The following is an 11,918-nucleotide window of genomic DNA, read 5'->3' on the forward strand; positions in this document are numbered from 1 at the left end:
CGCCCTGAATGGCGCCGTTTCCATTGGGAGGAAAACAAATGCTGAGACGTGAATTCATGAAGCTGGCGGTTGCCGCCGGGATCGGGCTTTCCGGCGGAGCGGCTTTCGCAGCCGACATGCCGGCGCCGTTCGACAAGCCGGAAGAGGTCAAGATCGCGCTGGTGCGTTATCTGTCCACCGGTGACTTCTTCCAGTCCTATCTTTCAGGTGTTGAAAAGCAGTCAGCTGCCCTTGGCGTTGATCTGCGTGTTCTCGACAGCCGTCAGGATGCCGCCCTTCAGGCCGACATGGTCGACCAGGCCATCGCGCTTGGTGTCGACGGCATCATCATCCAGCACGGCCTGACCGAATCCATGAAGGCCGCTGCACAGCGCGCCGTCGATGCGGGCATCAAGGTTGTCGCCTTCGACGTCAACGTTGAAAACGATGCGATCCCGCAGATCGAACAGTCCGACTACCTGCTCGGCAAGCTGGCCCTGGAACAGGCGATCAAGGACAATGGCGACAGCTTTACCGCCGGCTATGTCTATGTGCCGGGCATCGCACCGCTGGACCGCCGCGACGTCGCCTGGAAGGAAGTCAAGGAAGCCAATCCGGGGATCACGGAAGCGGCCATGTTCGGCACGCTTGATAACCCGATTGCCAACTCCGTTGCCAACCAGGCCCGTTCAGTGCTGCAGGCCAACCCGAACATCAACGTCGTCTTTGCCCCTTACGATGAATTTGCCAAAGGCGTGAAGATCGCGGTCGATGAAGCCGGTCTCAATCAGGACATCGCCATTTATTCCGCGGACGTGTCCACGGCCGATATCTCTGCCATGCGCGAGCCGGATTCCGCGTGGGCGGCAACGGTCGCGACCAACCCGGCGGTTGTCGGTGAGGTCAGCGTGCGCACGCTGGCGCTGATGCTGGCAGGTGAAGACCCGGGCAAGCAGGTTGTCGTGCCGCCGACCCTGATCACCCAGGACTTCCTGAACGAGCAGGACGTCAAGAACATGGAAGAGCTGGGCCAGAAGATGCCGCAGTTCCAGCATGCGGATGTTTCTGTTGCCGAATGGATCCCGCTTCCGGCGCGCTAAGGCCAGGTTCAATAACCCGTCAAAAGAAAACCCGGTGCCTTGGCACCGGGTTTTTTTGTCTGGCAGGGGCTGGGCGTGATGTCACATTACGCGTCCCTTGTTCACATCAGGGATTGCGAGGCCTGCTTAACGTTCTTGGTCGCGGCGTCTATCTGGGCAGTTGCCGAGGAGATCGACTGCATGTTGGAGGTGATCCGTTCAACGCCCTGGGCGGCTGAATGCATGTTGGAGGATATGTCGTTCGTAACCGCCGACTGCTCCTCGACCGAAGATGCGATGCTGGCGGCGATGTCTCCGACATTCTTGATGACCGCAAGGATCGATTCGATTGCGGCGACTGCCTGACCGGTCGTCTCCTGCATGGAGCCGATCTGGTTGGAGATCTCTTCGGTTGCCTTGCTTGTCTGCGCGGCGAGGCTCTTCACTTCGGAGGCAACAACGGCAAAGCCCTTGCCGGCTTCGCCAGCTCTTGCGGCCTCGATGGTCGCGTTCAGGGCCAGGAGATTGGTCTGGTCGGCAATGCCGTCGATCAGTTCGATTACCGAACCGATCGTCTTTGCATCCTCAGACAGCCCGCTCATGATGTCACTGGACCGCTCGGCCTCGGTCGCAGCGCTTTGCGAAACTTCAAGCGCGGTCTGGACCTGGCGGCTGATTTCCTGAATCGAGGCAACGAGTTCTTCTGCCGCTGCGGCAACTGTCTGCACGCTGGAATAGGTCTGTTCGGACGCTGATGCGGAAGTTGTTGCCTGTTCCGTCGTGTTGGAAATGGCCGTGGCGATTTCGGAAAGATCCTGGTCGATGCCCTGTTGAACGGTCGCGCGGCGACGTCTTTCGACGACTTGCGGAGTGCGGTCAGTCGCGAACTTCACGACCTTGAAGGGACGACCGGCGGAATCGAATATCGGATTGTAGGTTGCCTGGATCCAGACTTCGCGCCCACCATTGCCGATGCGCTTGAACTCACCCGCCTGAAATTTGCCTTCGGCGAGATTCTTCCAGAACTGCCGGTACTCCGTGCTCGCCGCATGGTCCTTTTCGACGAACATGCTGTGTTTACGGCCCTTGATTTCATCGAGGGAGTAACCCATCGCGGACAGGAAATTTTCGTTTGCGTCGAGGATCGTGCCGTCGAGGTCGAAATGGATCACGGCCTGCGACCGATTCATCGCTTCAACCTGACCTTCAAAATCGGCGCTCTTTTGCTTGCGCTCGGTGATGTCCGAGGCGATCTTGACTACCTTGACCACCTTGCCGGCGGTGTTGAGGATCGGGTTGTACGAAGCCTGGATCCAGACTTCCCGGCCACCCTTGCCGTAGCGCAGATATTCGGCGGTCTGAAATTCGCCTTGCGCCAGCTTTTTCCAGAAGGCCTTGTATTCTGCCGATGCCGCGTAGGCGGGGTCGACAAACATGCTGTGAGGTTTTCCCTGAACTTCATTGAGGGCGTAGCCCATCGCTTTCAGGAAATTGGGATTGGCAGTCAGGATCGTGCCTTCGGGTGTAAACTCGATGATGGCCTGCGAGCGGTTTAGCGCATCAAAGGCGGCTTTCCACATGTTCGACCCTGAAAACAGCACCTTGTTTACTCCCGGTTTTTGCCTCTGTAGGGGGAGATATTGTCGTAGGGGAAACTGAAGAAAGAGTTTCAATGACCCTTTCTAGTCGGACGATATAGCTATTTTTGACAACACAAATAGGTGATCGCGCAATCCTGAGACGGTGTCGAATTTAGCGCTGCAGCCTTGGGGTGTTTTCCCAGGTCTCAGGCCCTGGCCTGCCGCCGGACACGGCCGAATTCCGAGCTCAGCACCTGGGTTCTAAATTTTCGCAACAGGTCCATGTCGAGCTTGCCCTTCATCTCGAACATGATCGCAAAGGCCTGGCGCGGACTGAGGCTGTCCTTGTAGGCTCGTTTTTCGGTGAGGGCGGAATAGATGTCGCTGATCGTCAGAAGCCTGACCCTTTGCGAGATCTGATTGCCCCTGAGGCCATCCGGATACCCGGTTCCGTCCAGAAACTCATGGTGATACAGCGCCATCTCGACAACCTGCTTTGGAACTTCCTGGCGCGTTGCCAGCATCTCCCGGCTAAAGAGCGGATGTTTGTTGACAAGCTCACGTTCTTCCAGGGTCAGCCTGCCAGGCTTGTCCAGGATGGAAAGCGGGATCTTGACCTTGCCCAGGTCGTGCACCAGTGCACCCAGGCCGAGAATTGTCTGCTGCGCTTCGGAATGGCCGAGTGCACGCGAAAACGAAACCGTGTGTCCGGCGACCATCATCGTGTGGCAGAAGGTGTGGCTGTGGTGGCATTGAACCGCACTCAACCAACTGTCGAGACCGTCCGTCATGATGACCGAGGTGATGTCCTGGGCGTTGGTTGCCAGAAGCTGCATAGGCAGGGGAGCGCCGGAAAGGGCGGCGGCCGACATCAGGTTCAAGCCCATGCTGGTGGTTTCAACCGACTTGACGATTTTCTCCGAGTACCGGCTGGGCAGCGTCGGTTTGGAATAGTCTCCCACCACTTCGCGTATTTTTTCGAACAGTGTCGCGAATTTTTCCTCGCGATCTATCAGATTGTAGAAGCCGAGCTCGCGCGCCTGCAGCACGCTCTGTCTGCTTTTTGTGTCAACGATGCCGAGCGCCGGCACGGATTGGCCGCTTCTCGAAAAATCTCGAAGGATTTCGATGTGGTCAGTGCCAAGGTCCAGAAAGTCGACAAGAAGCAGTGAGCGGGGCTTGATGTCCCTCAGGTTGGCGCGGGAGAAGGCAATTCGTTTTGTCGGGTAGAGGGTCGCGATTCTGGCGAAACGCGATGGAAAATTTCCGAAATCCACTGCCGCAACTAAAATTTGAACCATGATCAATTGGCATCTGAAACAATTTTGGTTGAAATCAAGGATTGTAGAAAAAACCTAAAAAAGGTTTAGTAAATCTGCCAAGTAAAAATACGCAGGATGCTGAGTAATTTTTGCTTCGGACACTTCCCTTTAACCGCCTGTGTGAATTGGCCTGCCTGTAAACGTTAAAGGCACTTGGTGAATAATCGTGTGCAGTGCAGCAAAGTTTTGGCTACGTGAAAAGTGCTGCGTGACGGTTGCAGGTCTGAAAGTCTCGCCTTTTCAGGTGCTCGACGTTTCCTGCGCTCACCAACGTGCCGGGCGGGCCGGCCTGTGCGGTCTCTGGATAAACGTGGTTGGAGGCTGATTGCCGCGAAGCGGGGCTCTGATGTCGGGAGAGTTCTAAGCGAAAACCGGATGCCGAAAACGAAAAGGCGCGGACGATGTCCGCGCCTTCCTGACAAGATAAATTGTCGATGGTTGGTTGCCTCAGGCGGCTGCCACACCGTTCAGGAATGTTTCCACTTCCTGTTTCAGCTCTTCCGTGCGCGAAGACAGCATTTCCGATGCGTCCAGAACCGATTGGGAAGCCTGTGACGTCTGATTGACCGCACTGGAAAGGTCGGACATGCAGGACGACACGAAGGTGGTGCCTTCGGCGGCATTCTGGGCGTTCTGCGAAATCTCGCCGGTGGCCGAGCCCTGCTGGCTCACGGCTGCCGCGATGGTGCTGGTGTAGGAATTCACCTCTTCCATGATCTTGGTGATTTCCGCGATCGCACCGACCGAGTCCTTGGTTGCATCCTGAATGGCGGTGATCTGGGCGCTGATCTCCTCGGTCGCCTTGGAGGTCTGGGTGGCCAGTTCCTTCACTTCCGCTGCGACGACCGCGAAGCCCTTGCCGGCTTCCCCGGCGCGTGCCGCTTCGATGGTGGCGTTGAGGGCCAGCAGGTTGGTCTGCTCGGCAATCGCCTGGATGAGCGTTACCACTTCGCCGATCTTGGAGGCGGAGGCTGCAAGGCCTTCCACCTTTTCGTTGGTCATGCGGGTGCCTTCGGTTGCCCGGCCAACAACTTCCGTCGTCTGGGCCACCTGGCGGGAAATTTCGCTGATGGACGCGGAGAGTTCTTCCGCGGCACTGGCCACGGTCTGAACGCTCGAGGTCGCTTCATCGGCAGAGTTCAGGGTTTCCGTCGCGCTTGAGGCGCTCTGGCCGGACAGGTCGGAGAGGTGTCCCGCGGTGCCTTCCAGGCCATGAACGGTTTCGTTGACCGAGTTGAGCACGTTGGAGACATTGGTCCGGAAGGTTTCGATCAGACCCTGAACACGGTTCTGGCGGTCGATCGCAGCGGCTTCGGACGTGCGCTGGTGCTCGGTCAGTTCGATCCGCTCGACGGCCCTGTCACGCAGGGTGCTGACGGCCTGCGCAAGCGTGCCGATCTGGTCGGAGCGTTCCTTGAAGGGGACTTCGTCTGCGAGATTGTCCTGCGCAATCTGGTCCGTGATTTCCGCAAGGCGCGTAATCGGACGCAGCTGGCGGCGAATTGCGAGGATCAGAAGGACCACCGAAACGGCGACGACCGGTAGCACCAGCATCGCGTAGCGGCTGGTCAGTTCCCATGCGTTGGCTTCGACTGCAGCCTTTTCCACGCCGGCATAAAGGATGCCGAGAATATCGCCCTTGGAAGAGAAGATCGGCTGGTAAACAGTGAAGTAGTCCTTGCCGAGAATGGTGGCCTGCCCGTGGAAGGTCTTGCCCTGGGTAACGACAGGATAAACCGCGCCGTTCTGGCCGAGCTGGGTTCCGACGGCACGCTTGCCGTCACCCTTGATGATGTTGGTGGTCTTGCGCCAGAAATCCTTCGTTTCCGGATCCCAGGCAAAAACAGTCGCGGTTTCACCTGTCATGCGCCCGACGGCGTCGATCATGTCATGGTTTTCGAACACCGGCATTTCGGCCAGTTCGATCCGCTTGACGTTGTTGTTTGCGTCCCAGCTGACCTTTGCACCGTCGATGCGGTCCTGAAGCAGCGTCGCGGCCACGCGAAGGTTGATATCCTGTTTGACGAGGGCACGGTCCTCAGCCTGGCCAAGGGCTACCTGATACAGGATAAAGCCCACAACAATCATCGATATTCCAAGCACGCTGGCAGAAATAATTGCGAGCGTCGAAGTCACGCTTAATCGGGACAAGAACTTCTTCATCATTTCCCCCAAGGTCATAATTGGGATCATCTTTGTCGATTTGCGTAAATTAAGAATGAAAGAAAATTCGCGTAAAAATAGCAGTGATAATCACAGTTTAGTGAGCGTTTCATAGTTCCGTGAAAGAGCTGCAGTTTATGTTGTTTTTGTGTATTTTCTCCGCATGATCCATCTCTGTGCCGATAGAGTTTCTGTCTTGTCGCTTTCCTGAAGCTGAACTGAAATGAGCAGAAACCCTCGGTCAGTTACAAGAATGCTGGAGGAAACATGACGCGCCTGGCCGCTATTTGCCTTTTCCTGCTTTGCATTTCGGGGACGTCCGTCCTGGCGCGAAGCGTTACCGATTCCGCGGGTCGTACGGTCGAGATCCCGGATACGGTGACCCGGGTGTTTGCTGCCGGGCCTCCGGCGTCCATTCTCGTCTACGCGCTCAAACCGGAAGCGCTGCTCGGCTGGCCGAGAGCGCTTCGGGACTACGAGAAGCCATTCATCGCCGAAGCCTTTCGGGACCTGCCCGAGACCGGCCGCCTGACCGGACGCGGCGGGGAGGCAAACCTGGAGCAGGTTCTTGCCCTGAAACCCGATCTGATCATCGATTTCGGGTCCGTCCGCGATACCTATATCGATCTTGCCGACCGTGTGCAGGAACAGACAGGGATTCCCTATCTCCTGGTCAACGGCCGGTTCGATGAAACCGCCGGCGCGTTGCGTCTTGTGGGCGAAGCGCTTGGCGTTCCGGAGCGTGGAGATCTTCTGGCCGCAGATGTCGAGGCAACCTTCACCGCGCTGACGTCGGCACTCGGTGCCGTACCCGAGGCGGACAGGCCGCGTGTCTACCTCGCCCGTGGGGCGGATGGACTTGAAACAGGCCTGAAAGGGTCGATCAACACCGAAATCATCGAAAAGGCCGGTGGACGCAACGTTGCCGATGTGCCTGGGCAATACGGACTGGTGCAGGCAAGTCCCGAGCAGATTATCGTTGCCAATCCGGACACAATCGTGACGTGGGATCGTAGCTTCTATGAAGCTGTCTGGCAGGATCCCCTGTGGCAAGGCATTGCCGCGGTACGTGAAGGCCGGGTTTTCCTGTCACCAACGGCCCCTTACGGCTGGATCGACAGGCCGCCGTCCGTCAATCGGATGATGGGTCTGAAATGGCTTGCAGGTCTATTCTATCCCGAACTCTGGGATGGGGAGCTGCGTCAGGAAACCGCCGACTTCTATAAGTTGTGGTATCATGTGGACCTGAGTGAAGCAGAGCTCGACACTCTGCTGGAATGGGCAAAGGGGCGGGCTCCCTGACCGGCAAATCTACTTCTTTCGCGCGTTCCGGATTGTTCGTATGGCTTGGCCTCGCGCTTGTTCTTGGCAGTTTCGCGGCTCTTCTGATCGGTCCGTTTCCGCTTACGCCGTCCGAGGCCGTCGGTGTGCTGGCGCGCGTCGTGTCCGGCGCACAGCCTTCGGGAACGCAGGACACGGTCCTGCTGTCGATCCGTCTGCCAAGGGTGGTTGCCGCGCTGCTCGTCGGCGCTTCGCTTGCTGCCGCCGGTGCATGTTACCAGACCCTTTTCCGCAATCCGCTGGTGTCACCGGATATTCTCGGTGTTTCTGCCGGCGCGGGGCTCGGGGCCGTGCTCGGCATCTTCCTGTCGCTTCCTGTCGCGGCAATCCAGCTGATGGGTTTTGCCGGCGGTCTTGCCGCTGTTGCTCTCGTCGGTTTTGTTGCCGCGACGGTGCGCGGTGGAGACAGTACGCTTGTCCTTGTGCTTGCAGGCGTCGTCGTAGGTGCTCTGGCGGGGGCGGCGACATCCTTGCTGAAAGTGCTGGCAGATCCTTATGACCAGCTTCCGGCGATCACTTTCTGGTTGCTGGGCAGTCTGGCAGGCGTGAAGGCCGGCGATATCCTGCCGGCGGTACCTGCAGTTCTGTTCGGGCTTGTCCCTCTGTTCCTGTTGCGCTGGCGGATCAACGTCCTGTCTCTGGGGGATGAAGAAGCGAAGGCGCTTGGCGTGGAGGCCGGTCGACTGCGGCTTGTTGTCATTTTCTGCGCGACCTTGATCACCGCAAGCGTCGTCGCCATTGCCGGTGTCGTTGGCTGGGTGGGGCTGGTGATACCGCATATCGCCCGGATGATCGTTGGCCCTGGTTTCGGGCGCCTGTTGCCGGCAGCAGCCTTGCTTGGTGCGGGATACCTTCTTGCAGTCGACACGCTGGCACGCACGCTCTCGGGAACCGAAGTCCCGCTCGGCATTCTGACTGCTGTTGTCGGTGCGCCATTTTTCCTGTGGCTGCTTGCCAGGGGGAGGCGGGCATGGGCGTGAAGCTCAGGGCTGAAAACCTGTCCATCGGCTATCCGGGCCACGATGTCGGGAGCGAGTTGAACCTGACCGCTTCCACTGGCGACGTCTATTGCCTGCTTGGGCCCAACGGGTCCGGCAAGACCACTCTTTTCAAGACGCTTCTGGGGCTGTTGCCGGCGCGTGGCGGCACGGTGCTGGTGGAAGGACGACCGCTGAAGTCGCTGTCCCGTGCGGATATCGCGACGCGGATCGCCTACGTTCCACAGGCACACGCCGCGCCCTTTGCTTTTCCGGTTCTGGAAGTCGTGTTGATGGGCCGAACCGCAAAACTGCGTGCCTTTCAGCAGCCCGGCCCGCGTGACAGGGACGTAGCGTTGGCGGCGCTGGAAAGGCTCGGTATCGGGGAACTCGCCGGCGCAGACTATACGCAGCTTTCCGGTGGACAGAGGCAACTGGTGCTGATCGCCAGGGCACTTGCGCAGGAAACACGTGTCCTCGTGATGGATGAGCCGACAGCCAGTCTCGATTTCGGGAATCAGGCGCTGGTGCTTTCCGAAGTTGCGGGTCTTGCGGCGGACGGCCTGACCGTTGTCCTGTCGACCCACGACCCTGATCACGCCTTTGCAATCGGAACCAGGGTGGCTTTGCTACACGATGGTCGCATCAAGACGGATGGCCCCCCAAAGGAAGTGCTGACAAGCGCTGCTCTTTGCAAAGTCTATGGTGTCGATGTGCGGATCGAACAGTTCGCCGATGGCCGCACCGTCTGCCTGCCGTCACTTGCGCGCAAGCGGGAAGTGGAGCAGGTCTGAATTGCCCCTTGACTCATTCATAACTCCAAGGTTATCAATTCAATCAATAACCGCGGAGTTATGTATTTGAGTGAGCCAACACCTGACCTTCTGTTTCGGACGCTGGCCGACCCGACCCGGCGGGCGTTGTTCGAGCGGCTTTGCCGTGAAGGCGAGCTGACGGTGCGGGTGTTGACCGATCAGGCCGGTGTCTCCCAGCCTGCGGTTTCCAAACATCTTGGCGTCCTGAAGGAGGCCGGGCTTGTCACGGACCGCCAGGACGGCAGGCAGTCGCACTATAGCGCCAGGCCCGGAGCGCTCGCACCGCTGGTCGACTGGACCCAGCGCATGAACGTGTTCTGGGAACGCCGGTTCGACGATCTGGAAGACCTTTTGAGAAGAATGGACCAATGAGTTTCTCGGACGAAGATACCCTTGCTGTTGTCGTGGAACGGGAAGTTCCCTTTCCCGCGGAAAAGATCTGGCGCGCGTTGACCCAGCCCCACCTGATCGAGGAATGGCTCATGAAAAATGCCTTCAAACCGGTTGTCGGCCACCGCTTCGACCTGAGTGCCGACTGGGGAATGGTTGATTGCGAAGTCCAGTCGATCGAGCCGCATAAAGCGCTGGCCTACAGCTGGAACACCAAGGATCTTCGAAGCACAGTGACCTGGACATTGACCCCGACGGATAACGGCACCCTTCTGCGTATGGAGCAAATCGGCTTCACGCAGGAACAGCTGCCCTACTATCGCGGTGCAAGCGCCGCCTGGCCCCGCTTCATGGAGGCGCTGGAAAGCGTTGTTGCGCGGCTGGACGATGCCGGCAAAGACGCCTGATAACCGCAAGGAGGACGACCATGGACAATCAAATGTCCCCCGCGCAGCAGATCGACGCCAGGATCGCAGAACTTGACGACTGGCGTGGACGCACACTGGCGCGGATGCGCGCCCTCATCCACGAAGCGGTTCCCGATGTCGAGGAAACCTGGAAATGGCGCGGTGTTCCCGTCTGGGAAAAGGATGGCATCATCTGCACTGGAGAGACTTACAAGAAAGCCGTGAAGCTGACGTTCGCAAAAGGCGCATCACTTGATGATCCGGCTGGTCTCTTCAATTCCAGCCTGGACGGCAACGTGCGCCGGGCAATCGACCTGTTCGAGGATGCAGTCATCGATGAAGCGGCGCTGAAAGCCCTCGTTTGTGCAGCCGCCGAGCAGAATGCCACTGCCTCGGCTGCCAGGAAAACGCGCAGGAAATCAGCCCAGGTCTGACAGTCCGCCACGTGGCGGACTGAGCGCACACCCCCAACTCTCAAGAACCCTTTGCTGACGGATCTTTCCGGCAGACGGGATCTTGCGTCGTGATTACCAGGAGCAAACCATGAATTGGAACAAGATCATCCGTCAGCTGCACCGCTGGCTGTCCATAGCCTTTACACTGGCCGTGGTTGTCAATCTGGCTGCCATGGGGCAGTCCGAACCGGCACTCTGGGTCGGATTGCTGGCGTTGGTGCCATTGATCTTCTTGCTGGTATCGGGACTTTACCTTTTTGCCCTACCTTATGCCGAAAGGTGGCGTCGGCAGGCACGGTAACGGGCAGTCGATTGGAGGATAGCCCGAATTCGGCTTCCAGGCGCCGTTGGCCGTCAGGCCAACGGCATTGGTGTGCCCTATCCTGGAAACTTTATCGTGAAATAGGGGGCAGGGGCGTTTTCCCCCGGCGCAATCATCCCTGGAACGGGATTGTCATCCGGTGTCAGGGACTGCAGGTAGCTCGCAAGAGCTTCGGCGTCCTGTGTGGTCAGTCCGGCGTAGGCAGGCCAGGGCATAACGGGAATGAGCAACCGTCCGTCTGGTCGAACGCCGGTCGTCAGGGCCGTTACGATTTCTTCCGTACTCCAGGATCCCGCCCCGCCATTGGCGGGCGTGAGGTTCGGGCCCCAGACAATACCTGCCTGCGGAATTTCAAAGCCGACATTGCCGCCGATGAGCCCGGCTTCGGGCATCGGCGCGCCGTTCGGTCCGCGCGGACTGTGACAATCGGCGCAAGCCATGATCCGGGCAAGGTAGGCTCCACGTGCAGCCTTGTTCTCATCCGCGGACACGGATCCTGAAAAGGCCGCGAGCACGGCAAAAGCCAGAATGGTTCTCTGGAAGACCAAGCAGATCATTGCCGCCTCCTAAGCCGCAGCCTGACCTGGAAGCATTTCCAGGCCGTAGTCGGGAGCAAGTTCCATGAAACGTTCTGCTCCTTCCGTGCCGGCTTCGGCAGCGCGTGCGAACATCGTTTCGAACCCGCCGGGCGTAACGGTCACATCGAGCCAGCCCTCGACATCGCCGACATTGCGAAACGCATGCGGGACACCACGTGGCAGGACGACGACATCACCTGGATGGACGTCGAAGACTTCATCGGCGCACCAGATGCGGAAATGACCTTCGCGGACATTGAACATCTCGTCTTCCTTGTGATGAATGTGCAGGGGGACACCTTCTCCGGGCGGAACGATTTCCTCAAAAAATCCAAGCCGTCCGCCGGTATCGGCACTCCGCACCCTTAAGCGGCGGAAGCCGAGTATTTCGTTTTCGCAAGCGTCCCGGTGCGCCGCGATTGCGGCTGCATTAAAAATTGCTGTCATAATGGGTCTCCTCAAGCCGCAAACTGCGGCGAGGGCAAAAAATACGACTTTCCCGAAATTGCG

General features: G+C 58.6%; 13 protein-coding genes. 8 read left to right on the top strand and 5 right to left on the bottom strand.

The features are described from left to right. Positions 1-56 precede the first annotated feature (56 nt). A complete protein-coding gene (locus tag ACP90_RS02815) occupies positions 57-1,079 on the top strand; it encodes a substrate-binding domain-containing protein (protein WP_228872690.1) in 1,023 nt (340 codons plus the stop codon). A gap of 101 nt (positions 1,080-1,180) precedes the next feature. On the opposite strand, the gene ACP90_RS02820 is transcribed toward ACP90_RS02815, so the two are convergent. The 3 genes from ACP90_RS02820 to ACP90_RS02830 form a co-directional block, all read right to left on the bottom strand. Then, positions 1,181-2,638 carry a PAS domain-containing methyl-accepting chemotaxis protein gene (locus tag ACP90_RS02820; RefSeq protein WP_023002861.1) on the bottom strand — a complete coding sequence of 486 codons (1,458 nt, stop codon included), beginning with the start codon at positions 2,636-2,638 and terminating at the stop codon, positions 1,181-1,183. A 206-nt stretch (positions 2,639-2,844) separates the two neighbouring features. Next, positions 2,845-3,939, bottom strand: coding sequence for an HD domain-containing phosphohydrolase (locus ACP90_RS02825; protein WP_062486661.1), 1,095 nt, complete (start codon positions 3,937-3,939; stop codon positions 2,845-2,847). Between the two features lie 468 nt (positions 3,940-4,407). Further along, complete coding sequence (locus ACP90_RS02830) at positions 4,408-6,048, bottom strand: Cache 3/Cache 2 fusion domain-containing protein (protein WP_208993439.1); 1,641 nt, start codon at positions 6,046-6,048, stop codon at positions 4,408-4,410. A gap of 342 nt (positions 6,049-6,390) precedes the next feature. Here ACP90_RS02830 and ACP90_RS02835 point away from each other — a divergent pair, with 342 nt between their 5' ends. The 7 genes from ACP90_RS02835 to ACP90_RS02865 all read left to right on the top strand — a co-directional run bounded on the left by ACP90_RS02835 (position 6,391) and on the right by ACP90_RS02865 (position 10,809). Next, positions 6,391-7,425, top strand: a complete 1,035-nt coding sequence (locus ACP90_RS02835) for an iron ABC transporter substrate-binding protein (RefSeq protein ID WP_062486663.1) — start codon at positions 6,391-6,393, stop codon at positions 7,423-7,425. 32 nt (positions 7,426-7,457) lie between these two features. Next, entirely contained in the window at positions 7,458-8,444 is a 987-nt protein-coding gene (locus ACP90_RS02840) for an iron ABC transporter permease (protein WP_031270200.1), read from the top strand. Further along, the gene (locus tag ACP90_RS02845; protein ID WP_062491293.1) at positions 8,441-9,235 is read left to right on the top strand and encodes an ABC transporter ATP-binding protein; all 795 of its coding nucleotides are present in this window, start codon (positions 8,441-8,443) and stop codon (positions 9,233-9,235) included. The genes ACP90_RS02840 and ACP90_RS02845 overlap by 4 nt, the downstream gene beginning before the upstream one ends. 60 nt (positions 9,236-9,295) lie before the next feature. Beyond that, positions 9,296-9,628 (top strand): metalloregulator ArsR/SmtB family transcription factor, encoded by a 333-nt coding sequence (locus ACP90_RS02850; RefSeq protein WP_062486668.1) that lies wholly within the window; start codon positions 9,296-9,298, stop codon positions 9,626-9,628. Then, positions 9,625-10,053 carry an SRPBCC domain-containing protein gene (locus tag ACP90_RS02855; protein WP_055659748.1) on the top strand — a complete coding sequence of 143 codons (429 nt, stop codon included), beginning with the start codon at positions 9,625-9,627 and terminating at the stop codon, positions 10,051-10,053. Before ACP90_RS02850 ends, ACP90_RS02855 begins: the two co-directional genes overlap by 4 nt. Before the next feature lie 20 nt (positions 10,054-10,073). Continuing rightward, positions 10,074-10,487 carry a DUF1801 domain-containing protein gene (locus tag ACP90_RS02860; RefSeq protein ID WP_062486669.1) on the top strand — a complete coding sequence of 138 codons (414 nt, stop codon included), beginning with the start codon at positions 10,074-10,076 and terminating at the stop codon, positions 10,485-10,487. Positions 10,488-10,596: 109 nt separating this feature from the next. Then, a complete protein-coding gene (locus tag ACP90_RS02865; protein WP_055659743.1) occupies positions 10,597-10,809 on the top strand; it encodes a hypothetical protein in 213 nt (70 codons plus the stop codon). Positions 10,810-10,886: 77 nt separating this feature from the next. Here ACP90_RS02865 and ACP90_RS02870 read toward each other — a convergent pair whose 3' ends face one another. Continuing rightward, a complete protein-coding gene (locus tag ACP90_RS02870) occupies positions 10,887-11,387 on the bottom strand; it encodes a c-type cytochrome (protein WP_062486671.1) in 501 nt (166 codons plus the stop codon). Between the two features lie 9 nt (positions 11,388-11,396). Then, the gene (locus ACP90_RS02875; RefSeq protein WP_055659738.1) at positions 11,397-11,855 is read right to left on the bottom strand and encodes a cupin domain-containing protein; all 459 of its coding nucleotides are present in this window, start codon (positions 11,853-11,855) and stop codon (positions 11,397-11,399) included. Between the last annotated feature and the right edge of the window lie 63 nt (positions 11,856-11,918).

Origin of the sequence: Labrenzia sp. CP4 (genome assembly GCF_001579905.1) — a bacterium.
Classification (GTDB): Bacteria; Pseudomonadota; Alphaproteobacteria; order Rhizobiales; family Stappiaceae; genus Roseibium; species Roseibium algicola.

Bases quoted from the DNA above. Each gene is read 5' to 3' on its own strand.
- ACP90_RS02815 (WP_228872690.1), top strand. From the start codon at position 57: ATGAAGCTGGCGGTTGCCGCCGGGATCGGGCTTTCCGGCGGAGCGGCT.
- ACP90_RS02820 (WP_023002861.1), bottom strand. From the start codon at position 2,638: ATGTGGAAAGCCGCCTTTGATGCGCTAAACCGCTCGCAGGCCATCATC.
- ACP90_RS02825 (WP_062486661.1), bottom strand. From the start codon at position 3,939: ATGGTTCAAATTTTAGTTGCGGCAGTGGATTTCGGAAATTTTCCATCG.
- ACP90_RS02830 (WP_208993439.1), bottom strand. From the start codon at position 6,048: ATGATTGTTGTGGGCTTTATCCTGTATCAGGTAGCCCTTGGCCAGGCT.
- ACP90_RS02835 (WP_062486663.1), top strand. From the start codon at position 6,391: ATGACGCGCCTGGCCGCTATTTGCCTTTTCCTGCTTTGCATTTCGGGG.
- ACP90_RS02850 (WP_062486668.1), top strand. From the start codon at position 9,296: ATGTATTTGAGTGAGCCAACACCTGACCTTCTGTTTCGGACGCTGGCC.
- ACP90_RS02855 (WP_055659748.1), top strand. From the start codon at position 9,625: ATGAGTTTCTCGGACGAAGATACCCTTGCTGTTGTCGTGGAACGGGAA.
- ACP90_RS02860 (WP_062486669.1), top strand. From the start codon at position 10,074: ATGGACAATCAAATGTCCCCCGCGCAGCAGATCGACGCCAGGATCGCA.
- ACP90_RS02865 (WP_055659743.1), top strand. From the start codon at position 10,597: ATGAATTGGAACAAGATCATCCGTCAGCTGCACCGCTGGCTGTCCATA.
- ACP90_RS02870 (WP_062486671.1), bottom strand. From the start codon at position 11,387: ATGATCTGCTTGGTCTTCCAGAGAACCATTCTGGCTTTTGCCGTGCTC.
- ACP90_RS02875 (WP_055659738.1), bottom strand. From the start codon at position 11,855: ATGACAGCAATTTTTAATGCAGCCGCAATCGCGGCGCACCGGGACGCT.